The sequence below is a fragment of the Vibrio sp. 1F263 genome, from assembly GCF_041439035.1.
GTDB lineage: Bacteria > Pseudomonadota > Gammaproteobacteria > Enterobacterales > Vibrionaceae > Vibrio > Vibrio tasmaniensis_A.
Map to the genome: position 1 here is coordinate 1 of NZ_JBGONI010000054.1, position 17,628 is coordinate 17,628.

Genomic DNA, 17,628 nt, shown 5'->3' on the forward strand with positions numbered 1-17,628 from the left:
CTGTTCAGATCGTTGGTTCTTGATTTAGTTCCTCCGAATTACGCAACAAAACCACTTTTAGCCTAATGGCCAGTTAGGTACAGATTCACTACAAGCTTCAGCTTATATTCAAAACAGAATAAATCCAACTACGTAGTGAATACTTGGAACGGCATTCGCTACTAAGAGGCGCATATTTCATACTAATAAAATCATCTGGGATTTGAGGATTAACCCTGTCAATCACCAAAATATTTCTTTCATCAAAAAAATCATAACTTCTAACATCGCAGTTAGTCGTTATAAGTTTCTTTTCTAAGCCCAACGTTTCTAACGAGCGCATCGTCAACCCCTTCTGTGCAGGATGCTGAATATCAATTACGACGTTAGACTGTAAAAAAACAGTCTTTACTTCACTTTTTGACATAGCCTTGAAAGAAACCTCGGAATAAGATATAAAATCATATTCTTTAGTAAAGAGCTTTTTTAGGATAAATAACAACTTACTCGGGCAATAGTAAAAACTAAATGTTTTAACGCCTAGCTCTTCGAACTGCTTAACAATCTGTTTAACTAATTTAACTCTATCACTATGCACTGTACCAACAAAAGCTACAGAGTAAACCTGTTCGTGACTTAATTCGTTATCACAAGCATTGAAGTCATTATTAAAAAATAGAGGTAGAAACTCAATGTTGGTGTTGATTATTTTATCACCTGGATCGAATGAGATAACATTATCAAAACATGGCAATAATTTCTTTGCATTTTCTTTATTAGCAAACGAGTCCCACATGTATAAAATAGAAATAATATTCGGATTAATAGCCTTGAGTTCGCTAACAAAACTGGTTCCTAGCGTTTCTGGGGATATAACAAGTAAAAAATCATATTTTTTATCAACACTTTGCTTTAGTATGCTTTCAAAGTAATTTCTAACATAGCGTCGCATAATAAACTTAAAATCTAGCCTATTTATTATCTTAGCGATGGAAGACTTAAAAGGCCTTTCATCAAAATAGTCGACCTCGACACCTAACGCAATCATTTCTTGAACAATATCACTCTCGTAGCCGAAGAAAGAAGGAGCTATCAGTAAAACTTTTTTATTCTTTATCATAAGGTAAATATCACATGTGACATATTCATAATTAATAAAAACTTTCGAAAAATATCATTATAAATAAGTATTAAGTTTGGAATAGACTAAGATCAAGGATTTAAAAACTCTCCTTTAGAATTCGTCCGTTCCCATAAACTATTCTCGACATTATATCGTTTTACAATTTTAGCCGGACTGCCGACTATCACACAATAATCAGGAAAGTCGCCACGAACGACTGAGTTAGCACCTACAATGCAGTGTTTACCGAGAGATGTACCTGCTTGTATTATTGCTCCAAACCCAATAAAGCACCCTTCTCCAATAGAGGTCGCACTAATGAGGTTAGGTTGTTCAAGAACTGACAACTCTATGTTCTTGTAGTCATGATCTATATTAGTTACAACTACATTCCCGGTGATGACTGTATCGGAACCTATATTCAACTCACCACCGGATGTAGCATGAAAACCTTGACCTATAGTAACATTATCATTAATATTTATATAAGCATTCTCACCATGCACTTCCATTCTTGAATTAGGAAATATCCTAACCCTCTGACCTATTCGAAAGCTTTTTATACCAAGTAAAAATATAGGTTTCCCCAAATAACCTGGAAATTTTATATTTTTATAAAAAACAGATAAAACAAACAATCTAAAAGCCCAAAAAAACTTAGAATATACCATCAAAAAAACCTTTAGACTTAGCTTTTACCCTACGATTGTAAGAAGAAATAAATAATCTTCTAACATATTTTATATAACAAAAAAAACTCAAGAAAACATAAAAATGCCCACTAATCATTTTACTTTTAAACAACTTTAAGAGAGTATACTGAACGCCTTTTTCCATAGACAATAAATTAGCAGATAGGCCAGATTCACCAAAATTATGCTTTTCATCACCTGTTACGACTAACGACTCTGGCATATAATAAAAATCAGATTCAAAACAAATTCTGATCCATAAATCCCCATCTTCAGAGTGAGTCATAGTTTCATCATAACCACCAACTCTATCTAACACAGATTTTTTGACCATTGCAGTAGAAGTTTGCGGAAACATCTTAATCAACAATTCTTTATAACAAGCCTTATGCAATTTAGTAATTTTCTTACCGTAAAGACTTAGGATTTCATCATTCCTAGCACAACCGATAAAGTCTATGTTAAATCCTGAATTATTGATGATGTATATCTGCTCAGATAATTTATTATCAGCCCAAACATCATCTGAATCTATGAAAGCAACCCAATCATATTTAGATTTTCTTATACCTAAATTCCGAGAACTTGAAACCCCACCGTTTTCTTTATATATATAAGTTATATCCATATGTTTATTTTCACAAATAAACTGTGTTATTAATTTTTCTGTATCATCAGACGATCCGTCATTTATAATTATCAACTCTACTTTAGCATCAGATATATCTTGATTTTTCACGGATACTAATGTGGCTAAAATTGTTTCCGAAGCGTTATACGCTGGTAAGATGATAGAGATCATTTAGAATAAACCCTTAAACTTTGATAGAATGTTACTTTGATTCCAAACGCTTGCTTTGGAAAATCCGTGGAGAGACATTTTTTCTCTCAATGATTTGTCACGCATTATAGAATATAGTTTAACTTTGAAACCTTCAAAATCATTCAAGTCAACGAGTATCCCATCAAGATCATCGTCAATTATATCCCGCGGACCAGAAGGACAATCAAAACTCACTACAGGTAATCCAAAAGACAAAGCCTCTAGGACAACCATTCCAAAACCTTCACTACTTGATGTCAGTACAAAAATAGAAGCATCCAAATAAATTGTGTCAATATCTTTCCTTGGAGGAACTAACTTAACGGAGTTAGATAAATCCAGTTCTTCAACGAGAGCAATAATCTCACCTTCCAACTCCCCGGAACCAACAAGAAGCAACTCCCAATCGCTTACGTCATCTTTTTCCTTTATTAACTCGGACCACATTCTAATTAAAGCTAACTGCTGTTTATCTGCCGTATATCTTCCGACATTAACTATCTTTTTTACATCATTATGACTCATAGAGTAAGGTAATGCAGGCCGAAGATGAGGTATATAAACCGCTGGATACCCTCTATTTATATAATAAGAAAAATCAGTTTTTGTTGGAATCATATATGAATGAGCAAATTTATACCCAACCTTAAGGGCCATATAGATGATATTATAGTTAACTCTTGCCCCATGCTCAGATGCAATAATTTTTTTGTTGCATCTACCTGTTAGTAAGCACTCCCAAAAAGACACTGGAGTTGTGACATAAATATAGTCAAAATCGCATCTCTCAAACAGCTTCCTTAACTTGTATACCGAGACGAACAAATTCCCTAACAAGCTCAAAGCTCTCGAAATTCTTGATTTCATATTTAAGTCTAGAGCGCAATTTAAACTTAATACTTCAATCCTTCTATCTAATTGATAAAAGGATTCCCCTGTATCTTTAACAAGTAAAGTCACTTCATAATTGTTACATAACTCATTAGCTAAAGTAGAGACTACTCGCTCAATACCTCCAGCGGGCTTCATACTACTAATGTACAAAATTATTTTTTTCATTATCATTACTATTTATAAAATCAACACGAACAATGCATGCCTACATATATTGACAATCAAAAACTAGGGTCGATGCATGAGTTTCAACCTGATACTTCAGTCAATTATAACTTATTTTTAAATTCATCAATTAACAATTTTAAATCATCAAGGACATACCTTGGTTTGTAATCAATTAGCTCTTTTAATTGAGATATATCAGTTTCTGGAAATATTTCACATGAATTCAGATTCGATTTTAACCAATTTATTTTGGTATTTATATTTATAGTTAGCACCTCTGAAATTTCTTGTGCTGTAACATTCTGACCATATGCAACATTTACAACTCTAGGTATAGGTTTAACCTTTAGCAGTGCCAATGTACTTTCGACTACATCTGATACTGATACATAATCTTTTGCATAAGATGGAGATATATACATATCAACTTGTGACTTATTAATGGCATTTCTTATTATTGATGGTAAAAACAGTGTGCTATTTAAAGCCAAACCATAAACATTACTAGGACGGATAATTAAACAATCACGACCACTTTTTAAACATAACTCTTCTGCAGCAAGCTTAGTTAGGTTAAATAATTTCCTTTCATCATCCTGAGTTATTTTAAGATCATTATCTTCACAAGATAATTCCTGATTCATATATACTCTTGTAGATGATATATAAACTAGATTATCAAATTTTGCGTTCTGTAATAATGAGCTAAGTAAAACAAGATTTGCAGTTAAAACATTGAAAGGATCTTTCTCACAATCACCATATCCTGCGCAATAAATTACCGTACCTAAATCAACATCATAAATACTTGTATTTCCCCTTTCAGGTATAAAAACTTCATTACTTTGAGTTTTAAGTTCTTTTACAAATTCCGAACCAATAAATCCACGCCCACCAAAAACAGTAAATTTACTCATTTCTATTGCCATCCTTGTTTTATTCTATCTTCGATTTCGCTCAATAATGGTTGAATCTTGTCTTTCTCAGATAAAAGAGGATTAATTACAGGCCATTGAATATCAATACCAGGATCACTCCACAATAAGCCGCTTTCATCACTAGGATCATAGTAGTCAGTGCATTTATATTGAAAATCTGCTATATCACTTAGTACAACGAATCCATGAGCAAAACCTGGTGGTATATAAAACTGAATTTTATTTTCTCCAGTTAATAACACCGATTCATATTGACCAAACGTGTCTGATTTTGGACGTAGATCAACAGCGACATCAAACACTTCACCCGAAGTTACTGTAACTAATTTCCCTTGGGGCTTAGTTTTTTGAAAATGTAACCCACGGAGAACACCTTTTGATGATCTTGAACGATTATCTTGCACAAATTGCTCTTTAATACCTGCTACTTCTTGATAACGTTGGCTATGGAACGTCTCTAAGAAAAAGCCTCTTTCATCACCAAATATTTTCGGCTTAATGATTATACAATTAGCTAACTTAGTTGTAATTACTTCCATTATTTATTCACCTGCAATGAATTTCGTAATGTTTTATTATCAAGCAATGATGCTAAATATTTACCGTAGTCATTTTTAAGCATTGATTTTGCAATATTATAAAGTTTCCCATCACTTAACCATCCCTGCGACCATGCAATTTCTTCAAGGCAGGCAACTTTTAATCCTTGTACATTCTCAATGGTTTGTACAAATGAAGACGCTTCATGAAGACTCTCATGTGTCCCCGTATCAAGCCATGCAAAGCCACGACCTAGCAACTCAACATTCAATGAATCATCATTTAAATACATCTCATTTATAGATGTAATCTCCAACTCCCCTCGATGGGAAGGTTTTACTTTTTTTGCAAAATTTATTACACGATTATCATAAAAATATAATCCAGTTACTGCCCAATTTGATTTAGGGCTTACTGGTTTTTCTTCAATACTTAATACTTTGTAGGCTTCATCAAATTCGACAACACCAAAACGCTCTGGATCTTTCACATGATAACCAAAAACTGTTGCTCCATACTCACGTTCAGCAGCATTACATAGCGTTCGACTAAAAGACTGACCGTAGAAAATATTATCACCTAGCACTAAACACACACTGTCATCACCTATGAACTCTTCACCGATAATAAAGGCTTGCGCTAAGCCATCAGGCGTTGGCTGAATTGCATATTGAATATTAATACCAAAATCTGAGCCGTCACCTAACAAACGCTTAAAACTCAAATTATCTTCAGGCGTAGTAATAATTAAAATATCTTTAATACCAGCAAGCATTAAAGTAGAAATAGGATAAAACACCATTGGTTTATCGTAAATAGGCAACAGTTGTTTAGAAACACCACGAGTTAATGGGTACAAACGTGTACCTGAACCACCAGCGAGAACAATCCCTTTCATTACTTAGCTACCTTTTCAATTACAACCGGTTCAGAAGAAATGCCCAAACGCTCACCTGTATAAGAACCATCTAATACGCGTAACCACCATGATTTATTATCTAAATACCATTCAACCGTTTTGCGAATACCAGATTCAAACGTTTCTTCTGGCTTCCAACCTAATTCACGCCCAATCTTGGATGCATCAATCGCATAACGAACATCATGACCAGGACGGTCTGTAACATAAGTAATTAAATCACAGTATTGATTAATGCCTTCTGGCTTATCCGGTACTAATTCTTCAAGTAATAAGCAAATGCTATTAACTACTTCAATATTCGTTTTCTCGTTATAGCCACCTATATTGTAAGTTTCACCTACTACACCTTCAGTCACAACTTTATATAAAGCTCGTGCATGATCTTCAACAAACAGCCAATCGCGAATTTGCATGCCATTTCCATAAACAGGCAATGATTTACCGTCTAAAGCATTTAAAATCATCAATGGAATGAGTTTTTCAGGAAAATGGTAAGGACCATAGTTATTTGAACAATTAGTTACTATAGCTGGTAAACCATAGGTATGTAACCAAGCGCGAACTAAGTGGTCAGAAGATGCTTTTGACGCTGAATATGGACTCGATGGCGCGTAAGATGTCTTCTCAGTAAACAAATCATCGGTACCTTCTAAATCACCATACACCTCATCGGTTGAAATATGGTGAAAACGAAACTCCTGTTTTTTATCGTCCGACAATGTATTCCAATAAGCACGAGCTGCTTCGAGCAAATTATACGTACCTACAATATTGCTTTCGATGAACACCGCAGGGCCATCAATAGAACGGTCGACGTGTGATTCAGCAGCAAGGTGCATAACAGCATCAGGTTTATGTTCAGTAAATATGCGATCTAGCTCACCGCGGTTACAGATATCTACTTGCTCAAAAGCATAGCGCTCATGAGAATCAACCTCAGGAAGTGATTCTAGATTTCCTGCATAGGTTAATTTGTCTACATTAATGACTAGGTCTTGTGTGTTGCTAATAATATGGCGAATTACGGCTGAACCAATAAATCCTGCGCCACCTGTAATTAATATTTTCACTATTAAGCCTACCTTAAAAAATTTTAATAAGATTTATTTGACAAAAAATCCAGACACACCATTACTGCGAGTAGGACCTGCACATGAGTGAATACCCAGTTAATTGCTAAATTAACCTAGTATTTTCCATACCAGTGATTATAGTGACTGATTTTAATCAGACATTGATGATTTCAAGAAAAAGAAAATACCTAGATTGACTTATTTAAATAATCCAAGTACGTAAGATTAACAACTGCTTTACTCATGTGTTTACTTTTGGTTCATATTCGGCCAAGCCAGAAAATACTGGATTATCTGAGCCCGATAGAAGCTTTTACTGGTAAGGTTATATCGATAGTCTAGTTCGTTATTGATTAAAACTTCGTTATATTACTTCCAATTGTTTCTTGTAGCGAGGCTTGGCCATAGTTCTAAGTATTTAGATGAAATTAACTTATCATATAGTGGGTGATGGTATAATTATCTAATTTAGGAAGAACTCTACCATACTGGAGTGTAATCCAGCAGTCCATACATAGCTCGGTAGTAAATTAAAAACAAATTAAAATATAAAAAAGCCATCACAAAGAAACAAATTAAATAACCTTTATTTTTATCTCTAAATAAAAACATACAGATAGGAATTAATATTAAAACAGGCCCCTTAAATAACAACCTTCTTAATACTTCGTCGAACGGTAAAAAAGTAAGCAAAAGCATACAATAATAACAATAAACGTAAGCATAATTTTTACAAGGGCTATACTTCAACACTAAAGGTAGAATCATGATAAATAAAAAACTTCTTAATAGCAAGGTATTGGAAGCATTTGTATAAATTTCATAATAAAGTAATTTTTGAAGTATTATACCATCACTTATCAGTAGTTTTGCTAGAGGGAATAGCACAATACTTGACATTGCTGCTAATATTAAAAATATAGGCATCAACTTTACTGGCTTCATTCTTATCATAATGGGTAATAGAGCAAACATTATATAGCTATAATGACAAAGTATTGCACATAATAATATTATATAGAACTTACTTTCACTTCCTTTTTTATCTTCAACTAAAAAAGAAATCGAGAGTATGAGCAATGAAAAACCCAGTCCATCTCTTATAGTTTCAAACAAAAGATAGTAAAAAGAGAATGTCATGCCAAAAAGAATTGATATAAATATACCTTTTTTAAAACCAACAATTCTTTTTATTGCAAGATCCAAAATAAACACGGTGCTGAACGCAATAAAAAAGAATAGGTATATAGGTGTAGTAGGATAAAAAAATCGAAAACAATCTACAATAAAAGAATAAAGTGGCTCAAATGAAACCACATCATAATCATACATATAATGATTATAATAAGATATTGAATCACCATATGTGATATTTTTAAAACTAGCTAGAAACGCAGCAACTGATAAAGAATGAATTGTAATCCAAGTTTTGTTAAGCTTTATATTGTATGCATTCAAACATAAACCAGATAACAATAAAAAAATCATGCTTATGTTAAAAATAGTGAGCACATACAAATTCATTTAAATAATCTCTTAACCCTAAAATATACATATATTACTACTTCCTTAAAATTAACCCCTCTACAATTATTGTTTTTCCTAGCTCGAATGTTTTCCATTAGATTGTTCCAACTAAAGTAAGAGCTCACTCCTCCTTCTCTGAAGCTGGCCATTGTGAAATCTACTCTCTGAAACTTCACACCATTTACGTAGTACCTCAAAAGAAGATCATAATCAGCCGCTATTTTGAATGACTTGTCATACAAACCAAATTCTTTATATGTACTTTTTTTAATCAATGTCGCAGGATGAAAAACTGTCATTTTTTTCTTAATTCCGCTAACACTCTCAGGGGCGGTAACGTTTATTACAGAGAGATCATCTTTAATCAAGTCTAAGTTTGCATAATAAACATCGGCTTTGTTTTTTCTTATAGAGCCAACCATTTTTTCGATAGCGTTATCGTGCAACCAGTCGTCCGAGCTTATTATACCAACATAACTTCCCTTGCTTAACATAATACCTTTATTAAATGCATCATATAACCCTTCATCTTTTTCACTTACCCAATAATCTATTTCATTTTGATGATTCTTAATAATATCAATAGTGTTATCGGTAGACCCTCCATCAATAACAATATACTCAATATTCTCATACGTTTGATTTTTCACGCTTTCAATTGTCTGTTCTAAATATCTATCTCCATTATATACGACCGTTATTATAGAAATAAGAGGTTTTGAGTTAACACATTCCATTTTCATAAAGATTTATCACCGTCCATAAATCAGAAGCCAGTTTTCATTTTTTTTAATTCAATATAAGCTTGTATCGGCATTATAATTGCCAGAAGAAACAAACTAACACATGTTGCTAAGATAACCCCACTAGAACCCAGATCTAAATTTTTCCCAAAATAGATAGAAAGAGGGATATTGATAAGTGCTCCGAATAAATACAAGTATAGCTGAATCTTTATCTTCCCTATTGCATTAAGAAAACTCATATACAAATCGCCATAGACTCTTAATATAACAAACACTCCAAAAAATAAGAACATATACTTAGGATAATCAAAATCTTTTCGTAACCATAAATATAAAATCTCATCTCCAAACAACACAATAAAAAAAACAACGATAATAACAAGAATAAATATTTTATTTAACTTTAAAATTGCTGAATTTATCCATAAATAATCTTTTTTAATATAAGCATCAGTAAATAATGGCGTTATAGGTGTTGAAATTACAGCCCAGAAAATAATTATGCCCTGAAAAATCTTTAGTGGCATATTGTAAATAGTAACGTGTTCTGGGCCAAACAACTTTGTAATAATTAAATTATCCGTCGTCAAAATAATTATCATTGAAACTTGAATGATAAAAAACATCATCCCAAGCCCACCAATATTTTTTACTTTTCTTAAATCAATTGATTTAAAGTCTGGACGAATAGATTTATACTTTTTAAATATATAAAATGTAAACCCAACACTTATAATTAATGTTGCCGACCCAAATATAGTACTTATGGAAAAAAGTGTTCCTGAACCTTTCGGTGACGAAATTAGTAATAGTATAACCACAGCCTGAAATATCACATTAACAAAATCATTCATAAATGATTTTTGTAACGCACAAAATATCTGTTTATACAATCCCAACACGAAATTAATTAAAGTAAAAACCAAGCAAAGTACTATTACTTTTTGCAAGTAATCATTTGATAAAAAAGATATGTTTAACCCACTTGAGAAGTCAAATAAAAAAGTCCCAGAAACTCCTATAATTAAAAATAACAAACTAATTCCAGAGATAAGTGTATATGATGTCGATATGTATTTTTTTGCTAGCCCTTTATCCCCAGTAGCAAGAGCTTCAGATAGTTTGATTTTTAAGCCGTTTCCAATGCCTAAGTCAAATGTATAAATCCATGATAGTACTGAAAAAATGCTTATCCATACACCAAAATTTTTCACACCCAAAAAATCAAGAGTAACAGGAATACTTATATAACCTAAAGCGATTCCAATTACTTTAAACAGTGAGCCCCTAATAATGTTTTTTTTAAAAACAGCTCCTCTATCTATTAGATTTTTAATTTTAAGTCTCCTTTTTTAGGTTGTTAGATGATCCCCTCATTTTTAATTGATATTAAAAGTAGCGGTATTTTTAGTGCCTAACACTAGCCGTTGTGTCGGTGTTATTCCGCCAACTCCTCAGGGCTAAAACATGTATTTCTAAAATCTCAAATCACAGCCAAATACCAGATAATTCTATCTAAAGTCAATGTTAAGTGAATTTTTAAGATGCAGTTCCTTTTAAACCCACCAGTTTATAAAGTTCATATACATTTAGGGAGTCCTATATGTCATATTCATTTAAATATTTTTTTTCTAAGAACCATTTATAAGTAAGATCCAATCCACTTTCTAAATCAATAGAATATTCCCAACCTAATGACTTAAGTCGGTCAACATTCATCAACTTTCTCGGAGCTCCATCAGGCTTCGTAGCGTCAAAATTAATTATCCCCTTAAAACCAACAACTTGCGAAACCGTCTCCACTAACTCTCGAATAGTACAGTCAATTCCAGTACCTACATTAATATGACTTAACATCGGCTCTGTATTTTCATCATATGTTCTTTTATCAAGATCCATAACATGGATAGAAGCGCTTGCCATATCATCAACATACAAAAACTCACGCATCGGATTGCCACTTCCCCATGCAATCACTTCTTTGTCTCCATTTAACTTTGCTTCATGAAAACGACGCAATAGGGCTGGAATAACATGACTATTTACAGGATGAAAATTATCAAAAGGACCATATAAATTTGTTGGCATCACACATCTATAATCTCGCCCATATTGACGATTATAACTTTCGCAAAGTTTAATACCTGCAATTTTTGCGACAGCATAAGGTTCATTTGTCTCTTCCAATGTACCTGTTAACAAAGCACTCTCTTTCATCGGCTGTTCGGCTAATTTAGGATAAATACATGAAGAGCCTAAAAAGAGTAATTGTTGGATATCAGCTAAATGGGCACTATGTATAATATTACATTGGATCATTATATTTTCATAAATGAAGTTAGCCGGATAGGTATTATTTGCTACGATACCACCAACTTTTGCTGCTGCTAAATATACTTGATCTATTTTTTCTGTTTGAAAAAAAGCTAGAACCGCTTGTTGATTAGTTAAATCCAACTCTTTACGTGAACGAGTGATTATTTCTATATTTTTATCATTATTTAGTTGACGAACGATAGCAGAGCCAACCATGCCGTTGTGACCAGCTATAAATACTCTTTGTTTATTATTCATATAAACCTTAACCAATAACGCCTTTAAAAAATTATCTCACAAAGAGAAAAATGAGAAGGTCAAAATACTTAAATATTTTAGAAAACTTAACAATCATAATCAGTTATATGTTTCTTCTCTTTTAAGAATTACACCTTATTATTTCTTTGTGAATAGACTAGCTTTCAACAGTTATTGCGATGTTGTAGCCATGGTTTTTTAGAATTGCGTGCTGCTTTGCTTTATTCAGATCATTTTCTACCATTTCAGCACACATTTCTTCTACAGTGATCTGAGGGACCCAGCCCAGTTTCTCTTTCGCTTTTGATGGATCACCAAGTAAGGTTTCAACTTCTGCTGGACGGAAGTAACGAGGATCAACCTTAACAATAACATCACCCACATTCAAAGCTTGTGCATTATTTCCCGTGATAGATTTGACTGTCGCTATTTCGTTAATACCTTCACCAGAAAATTCAAGTTCAATACCGGCTTCTTTTGCTGATAATTTTACAAATTCACGAACACTAATCTGCTTACCCGTCGCAATAACAAAGTCATCAGCCACATCTTGTTGTAACATCATCCACTGCATGCGAACGTAATCTTTTGCATGTCCCCAATCACGTAATGCATCCATATTACCTAGATATAAACAAGGCTCTAAGCCTTGGGAGATATTAGCAATTGCACGGGTAATTTTACGTGTAACAAATGTTTCACCACGACGAGGAGACTCATGGTTGAATAAAATACCATTACATGCGTACATTCCGTAAGATTCCCGATAGTTTACAACAATCCAATAGGCATACATTTTAGCTACTGCATAAGGAGAGCGAGGGTGGAATGGGGTTGTTTCTTTCTGTGGAATCTCTTGTACTTCACCGTATAATTCAGACGTAGACGCTTGATAGAATTTAGTTGTCTTTTCTAGCCCCAAGAAACGAATCGCTTCAAGTAAACGAAGTGTCCCCATTGCATCAACATCAGCAGTATATTCAGGGCATTCAAAAGAAACAGCAACGTGAGACTGTGCACCTAGATTGTACACTTCATCAGGCTGCACATCTTTGATAATACGCGTTAGGTTCGATGAATCAGTCAGATCGCCGTAATGAAGAAAGAACTTTTGATTTTTTTCGTGATTATCTTGATAAATATGATCTACACGCTCTGTATTTAATGAAGACGCACGACGTTTAATACCGTGAACTTCATAGCCTTTTTCTAATAAAAACTCAGCTAGGTAAGAACCATCTTGGCCTGTTACACCTGTAATTAATGCAACTTTATTTTTTCCCATTATTTATTGTCTCTTAATTTATTTATATTAAACCTGCATTACAGGGATTGGATTTTATTTAGTGTGTTTACAACATATTGGAATGCAGATTCAAAAACATCAGCCTCTGCATAGCAACGCAATTCAGGCGCATTCCCTGAAGGACGTAAATGTATAATATTCTTATTATCTAGCGTTAATCTCAATCCATCCGTTGTATCAATTTTATCAACTTCCGCATTCTCTATACCAATTAGCTTAAGAAGTTCTTGTGGCGCTACTTTGCCTTTCGCAATTAAGGCTTGGCTTTTTTCTGTTGCGAAATTTTGAATACGATCACTATGAGTAAAACGCTGTGGTAATTCTTTTACTAACGCTGAAATTAACGTGTTTTGTGCTGCCATCAAAAGCATAATCACTGGAAGCACCGCATCTCTTGTTGGTAGCGCCTTTAATGGTTGGTCATTTAGTTCAACGTCACTTCCAAGAAGATAACCACCATTTGCTTCAAAACCTGCAACAGAACCGTATTTCATAGCTAAATTAGCAAACTCAGCAATGACATAAGGTGAGCCTATTTTGGTTCTTTCAACATGGGAGAAATGCTTACATAATTCAGCAGAAGTATTACAACTGACAGGTATTGCTAATGCTTCGATGCTTAATGCATCAGACGTTAATAGACCTAAAATGTCACCTCGTAACCAGTTGCCATTTTCATCCGAAACTAAAGGGCGATCTCCATCGCCATCGGTTGAGAATATCAGATCGAGGTTGTATTCTTTAGACCAGTTAATTGCTTTTAACGTATCTTCTTTTGAAACCGCTTCTGTATCAATGGGCACAAATTGATCACTACGATCTAAGCTAATGACTTCTGCACCAAACGCTTCAAATATTTTGTAGTAAAGATCACGCCCTGCACTTGAATGTTCATAGATACCAATACGCTTACCATTTAACCAGGGGGTATCAAACAAAGACGTATAACGCTCAATATAATCTTCAGCTGCTTTATTACTTACTGTCAACTCAGGTAATTCTGAAATATCTGTAAACGCAACTACTGCGTTTAAAATAGCTTCTTCATCAAGCTTACTAATTTCACCATCTGGACGATAAAATTTGAGACCATTTCTATCAAATGGAATGTGGCTTCCAGTAACCATAATTGCAGGAATTGCATCTTCTCGAGATACATAAGCCAATGCGGGTGTAGGCACAACACCATAATAGATAACTTCAATATCTAACTGCGTTAAAACTGATGCACAAGCTTGTGCCATTACATAACTGCTTGGCCGGTTATCAATTGCAATGGCAATTTGTTTAAATTCGAAGTTTGATTTTATTGCTGTAACAAAAGCCGCACTAAATGCACCGCATACATTTCCTGTAAACTGAGTAACTAGACCACGGGCACCACTTGTACCAAAAGCAACACCACTCTCTTTAATTACGGTTGAACTGATTAAATTAATTGACATACTTTCCCTTAGCTTCTGCCGTATCGGTCTTCAAAACGGACAATATCATCTTCACCAAGATAGCTACCTGTTTGAACTTCAATCATTTCTAATGGAATTTTCCCAGGATTTTCTAGTGCATGAATAGTACCTAAAGGAATATAAGTTGATTCATTTTCTGTAACAACAATAGTTTTATCACCATTAAGTACACTTGCCGTGCCTGATACAACAATCCAATGCTCTGAACGATGATAATGTTTTTGAATAGACAGCTTTTCACCTGGCTGTACTGTAATACGTTTTACTTGGTCTCTGACACCAGAATCAATAGCATCATATTTACCCCAAGGTCGGTAAACCTCACGATGTATTTGTTGCTCTGTTCGACCCGCTTCTTTTAATTTATTCACTATCTCTTTAACGTCTTGTACTTTATCTTTATCTGCTACTAATATTGCATCTTTGGTTTCAATCACAACTAAATTATCTACACCAACTGTTGACACCAACTTATTTTCTGCAAAAATGTAATTATTAGTTGACTCAACCGTAATTACGTCGCCTTTAATTACATTTTGGTGTTCATCCTTCTCTGATACATCCCATAATGCAGAGAATGAACCAACATCACTCCAACCTGCATCCATAGGCACGACCATTGCCGAATCTGTTTTTTCCATCACAGCATAGTCGATAGATTTATCTGGACAAGTTTCAAATATAGCGGGATCAACACGTGTAAACTCAACATCTTGTGAAGGAGCTGCGATCGCTTTTTTACATATCTCAAGTATTTCAGGTTCGAGTTTAGCTAGCTCTTCAAGATAACGACTTGCTTTAAAGATAAACATACCACTATTCCAGTAATATTCATTTGTCTCTAAATAGCTTTGAGCTGTTACTAAATCAGGTTTTTCAACAAACTCGCTTACTGAAAACGCATCGCTATCTTGTTTGCCAGCTTTGATATACCCGTAACCAGTTTCTGGTGCATTAGGTACAATACCCAAAGTGACTAATTTGTCATTTAGTGCAAATGATAAGGCTTTTTCAACTGAATTAACAAACGCTAATTCATTTTCTATAATATGGTCAGCAGCTAATACAAGTAATAATGGTTCGTCACCGACATCTGCCGTATTTATTGCTTGTAGCGCAGCAAGTGCTATTGCTGGCGCAGTATTTCGACCTACTGGCTCTAAGATAATACCACCATGTTCAAATCCACCTAAACGCATTTGTTCTGCTGCAATAAAACGATGATCTTCATTACATATGAGAATGGGGGCTGAATGTTCAAGATTAGAAAGTCGAGCTACCGTTTGCTGCAACATCGACATATCACCAGTCACACTCAAAAATTGTTTAGGATAAAGTTCACGAGAAAGTGGCCATAAACGAGACCCGGTACCGCCAGCCATAATTACAGGGGTGATCATATTGAATTCCTAATCCTTATTTTAATGTGGCATTTATTTAACTGATGTCAAAATCAGCTTGTTTGCTGTCTTGAAAATACCATTTAGTATGGTTATGGATTTGCGAGTTATTTTCTAGCTCATATTCTGAAAACCATTGATACGATGAGTGCTGTTCTAACGGTAAACTTGATAGATCTTCAACTATATTGATTTCATAAGCCAAGACTACATAATGCGTTGTAAAGTCACCTTCAGAAAAGTTATCATCATAAAAATGCTGATATATGCCTTTGAACTTTGATTCAGCGCAATCCAAACCTAATTCATCTTTAATGAGACGATTAAACGCTGAGGCAAAGGACTCATCTTTTAAAATCCGTCCACCAGGTACAAACCAAGACCCTTGAGCTGGACGGTTTAGGCGCTTTCCAAGTAAGACTTTATCTTCGCTATTACGTACGATAAGGTCTATTGAAATAAGTGGGGTTGACTCGATGATGGTCTTAAATGTATCTAGGGGAAGCATGTCTATTCCACCGGCCGATGTTTATTGCATAACATAGTTATGTATTGGTCAATCTCAGTTTACCTACACCACTGAGACACTTTTTATTCATTTTGAGACAGTCTATTTTGGGACAATCCCTTATAAAACCTAGATTTTACTGACTTTTTAAAAACCGCCCCAATAGGTCGCCAAAAACACTTTCAACCTTTAGGTTTACCATATAACTTGCTAGCCACTCGCATTTAGGTACGCTACCGCCCTTAGGTTTGGCTCCTAAAGGCAAGGTAAAACCACTTTCTAAGGGGTTTTACACGGTTCTAATTAGTGAGAATTTTAGCAAAACAGACGCACATTAACCAGTGTATAATTTCCCCTTATTAGTCAGACAGTTGCCACGCATTTAACCACCGGTGACATTGTACTTCTGCAGGTGCTGGGTTCCTATGTGGTAGCTGTTTTCTTGTGCTGCATCGCAGTAGCGTTTTTCTATGTCAATGAAAATATTGCCGTTACGGTACAGCGAGACGAAGCTTGGGTTATTGTGGTTTGCTTTCGGCTTGATTGCTTTTGATTGGCTACGCTTGGTTTGAAGCCGTTGAGAGCGCATCTGCTTTTATTGATTTCGCTTTTATTGAGGTTTCGCCGCTTGTGTTTGCTTAACTGCTTTTGCTTGCTTAGCCGCTCTTGTTTGATGGAAAAATGATGATGAGCTCTGCTTCTCCTTGGCTTGGGTGCTTCTTCTTAGCCATCCATCCACAAAGTGGCCAATGTGCTCAAAGGGTTTGCGCTTATCAGGGGTGATGTACAGTCACGCTTGCATGGCATTCAGTTCTTGCAGCACATCTAACTTTGGGTAGGTGCGTGTCTTTGTTGCGTAATTCAGTGGAACTAAATCCAGAACCTACGATCTGCTCAGCTACATTCACTCCCTCTCGTAGCCCTATGCCTAAACCTCGTTATAAAACAA

17 protein-coding genes and 1 pseudogene are annotated in these 17,628 nt (G+C 34.6%); all 18 read right to left on the minus strand.

What is annotated here, in order from left to right; translation table 11 throughout:
* Positions 1–97: 97 nt before the first annotated feature.
* Positions 98–1,099 (minus strand): lipopolysaccharide biosynthesis protein, encoded by a 1,002-nt coding sequence (locus ACED25_RS21310; protein WP_371696033.1) that lies wholly within the window; start codon positions 1,097–1,099, stop codon positions 98–100.
* A 92-nt stretch (positions 1,100–1,191) separates the two neighbouring features.
* The gene (locus ACED25_RS21315; RefSeq protein WP_371696035.1) at positions 1,192–1,773 is read right to left on the minus strand and encodes an acyltransferase; all 582 of its coding nucleotides are present in this window, start codon (positions 1,771–1,773) and stop codon (positions 1,192–1,194) included.
* Positions 1,760–2,596, minus strand: a complete 837-nt coding sequence (locus ACED25_RS21320; RefSeq protein WP_371696036.1) for a glycosyltransferase family 2 protein — start codon at positions 2,594–2,596, stop codon at positions 1,760–1,762. The genes ACED25_RS21315 and ACED25_RS21320 overlap by 14 nt, the downstream gene beginning before the upstream one ends.
* Entirely contained in the window at positions 2,597–3,676 is a 1,080-nt protein-coding gene (locus tag ACED25_RS21325; protein ID WP_371696037.1) for a glycosyltransferase, read from the minus strand. It lies immediately after the preceding gene.
* Positions 3,677–3,780: 104 nt separating this feature from the next.
* Positions 3,781–4,596: an NAD-dependent epimerase/dehydratase family protein gene (locus ACED25_RS21330; protein WP_371696039.1), complete on the minus strand. Its 816-nt coding sequence runs from the start codon at positions 4,594–4,596 to the stop codon at positions 3,781–3,783.
* 2 nt (positions 4,597–4,598) lie between these two features.
* Positions 4,599–5,156 (minus strand): dTDP-4-dehydrorhamnose 3,5-epimerase, encoded by a 558-nt coding sequence (rfbC, locus tag ACED25_RS21335; protein ID WP_371696041.1) that lies wholly within the window; start codon positions 5,154–5,156, stop codon positions 4,599–4,601.
* Positions 5,156–6,055, minus strand: coding sequence for a glucose-1-phosphate thymidylyltransferase RfbA (gene rfbA / locus ACED25_RS21340; RefSeq protein ID WP_371696043.1), 900 nt, complete (start codon positions 6,053–6,055; stop codon positions 5,156–5,158). The genes rfbC and rfbA overlap by 1 nt, the downstream gene beginning before the upstream one ends.
* Positions 6,055–7,149 carry a dTDP-glucose 4,6-dehydratase gene (gene rfbB, locus ACED25_RS21345; protein WP_371696044.1) on the minus strand — a complete coding sequence of 365 codons (1,095 nt, stop codon included), beginning with the start codon at positions 7,147–7,149 and terminating at the stop codon, positions 6,055–6,057. Before rfbB ends, rfbA begins: the two co-directional genes overlap by 1 nt.
* 483 nt (positions 7,150–7,632) lie before the next feature.
* Complete coding sequence (locus tag ACED25_RS21350) at positions 7,633–8,664, minus strand: EpsG family protein (protein ID WP_371696046.1); 1,032 nt, start codon at positions 8,662–8,664, stop codon at positions 7,633–7,635.
* Positions 8,665–8,672: 8 nt separating this feature from the next.
* Positions 8,673–9,422, minus strand: a complete 750-nt coding sequence (locus ACED25_RS21355) for a glycosyltransferase family 2 protein (RefSeq protein ID WP_371696047.1) — start codon at positions 9,420–9,422, stop codon at positions 8,673–8,675.
* A 23-nt stretch (positions 9,423–9,445) separates the two neighbouring features.
* Positions 9,446–10,762, minus strand: a complete 1,317-nt coding sequence (locus ACED25_RS21360) for a lipopolysaccharide biosynthesis protein (RefSeq protein WP_371696056.1) — start codon at positions 10,760–10,762, stop codon at positions 9,446–9,448.
* Between the two features lie 262 nt (positions 10,763–11,024).
* Positions 11,025–11,999: a GDP-L-fucose synthase family protein gene (locus tag ACED25_RS21365; protein ID WP_371696049.1), complete on the minus strand. Its 975-nt coding sequence runs from the start codon at positions 11,997–11,999 to the stop codon at positions 11,025–11,027.
* 157 nt (positions 12,000–12,156) lie between these two features.
* Positions 12,157–13,284, minus strand: a complete 1,128-nt coding sequence (gmd, locus tag ACED25_RS21370) for a GDP-mannose 4,6-dehydratase (RefSeq protein ID WP_371696050.1) — start codon at positions 13,282–13,284, stop codon at positions 12,157–12,159.
* A 38-nt stretch (positions 13,285–13,322) separates the two neighbouring features.
* On the minus strand, positions 13,323–14,750 hold the full coding sequence (locus ACED25_RS21375) for a phosphomannomutase (protein ID WP_371696052.1): 1,428 nt from the start codon (positions 14,748–14,750) through the stop codon (positions 13,323–13,325).
* 8 nt (positions 14,751–14,758) lie between these two features.
* Positions 14,759–16,171 carry a mannose-1-phosphate guanylyltransferase/mannose-6-phosphate isomerase gene (locus ACED25_RS21380; RefSeq protein WP_371696053.1) on the minus strand — a complete coding sequence of 471 codons (1,413 nt, stop codon included), beginning with the start codon at positions 16,169–16,171 and terminating at the stop codon, positions 14,759–14,761.
* Positions 16,172–16,208: 37 nt separating this feature from the next.
* Positions 16,209–16,679 (minus strand): GDP-mannose mannosyl hydrolase, encoded by a 471-nt coding sequence (locus ACED25_RS21385; RefSeq protein ID WP_371696055.1) that lies wholly within the window; start codon positions 16,677–16,679, stop codon positions 16,209–16,211.
* Positions 16,680–17,061: 382 nt separating this feature from the next.
* Positions 17,062–17,268, minus strand: coding sequence for a hypothetical protein (locus ACED25_RS21390; protein WP_371696057.1), 207 nt, complete (start codon positions 17,266–17,268; stop codon positions 17,062–17,064).
* Between the two features lie 30 nt (positions 17,269–17,298).
* Positions 17,299–17,538 (minus strand): annotated as a pseudogene (locus ACED25_RS21395) (helix-turn-helix domain-containing protein); the annotation flags it as partial.
* Positions 17,539–17,628: the final 90 nt, after the last annotated feature.

What these genes read in the sequence shown, in the direction of transcription:
- ACED25_RS21355 (WP_371696047.1), bottom strand. Translation starts at nt 9,422, where the DNA reads ATGAAAATGGAATGTGTTAACTCAAAACCTCTTATTTCTATAATAACG.
- ACED25_RS21380 (WP_371696053.1), bottom strand. Translation starts at nt 16,171, where the DNA reads ATGATCACCCCTGTAATTATGGCTGGCGGTACCGGGTCTCGTTTATGG.
- rfbA (WP_371696043.1), bottom strand. Translation starts at nt 6,055, where the DNA reads ATGAAAGGGATTGTTCTCGCTGGTGGTTCAGGTACACGTTTGTACCCA.
- ACED25_RS21320 (WP_371696036.1), bottom strand. Translation starts at nt 2,596, where the DNA reads ATGATCTCTATCATCTTACCAGCGTATAACGCTTCGGAAACAATTTTA.
- ACED25_RS21365 (WP_371696049.1), bottom strand. Translation starts at nt 11,999, where the DNA reads ATGAATAATAAACAAAGAGTATTTATAGCTGGTCACAACGGCATGGTT.
- ACED25_RS21310 (WP_371696033.1), bottom strand. Translation starts at nt 1,099, where the DNA reads ATGATAAAGAATAAAAAAGTTTTACTGATAGCTCCTTCTTTCTTCGGC.
- ACED25_RS21375 (WP_371696052.1), bottom strand. Translation starts at nt 14,750, where the DNA reads ATGTCAATTAATTTAATCAGTTCAACCGTAATTAAAGAGAGTGGTGTT.
- rfbC (WP_371696041.1), bottom strand. Translation starts at nt 5,156, where the DNA reads ATGGAAGTAATTACAACTAAGTTAGCTAATTGTATAATCATTAAGCCG.
- ACED25_RS21330 (WP_371696039.1), bottom strand. Translation starts at nt 4,596, where the DNA reads ATGAGTAAATTTACTGTTTTTGGTGGGCGTGGATTTATTGGTTCGGAA.
- ACED25_RS21385 (WP_371696055.1), bottom strand. Translation starts at nt 16,679, where the DNA reads ATGCTTCCCCTAGATACATTTAAGACCATCATCGAGTCAACCCCACTT.
- ACED25_RS21325 (WP_371696037.1), bottom strand. Translation starts at nt 3,676, where the DNA reads ATGAAAAAAATAATTTTGTACATTAGTAGTATGAAGCCCGCTGGAGGT.
- gmd (WP_371696050.1), bottom strand. Translation starts at nt 13,284, where the DNA reads ATGGGAAAAAATAAAGTTGCATTAATTACAGGTGTAACAGGCCAAGAT.
- ACED25_RS21315 (WP_371696035.1), bottom strand. Translation starts at nt 1,773, where the DNA reads ATGGTATATTCTAAGTTTTTTTGGGCTTTTAGATTGTTTGTTTTATCT.
- ACED25_RS21390 (WP_371696057.1), bottom strand. Translation starts at nt 17,268, where the DNA reads ATGCGCTCTCAACGGCTTCAAACCAAGCGTAGCCAATCAAAAGCAATC.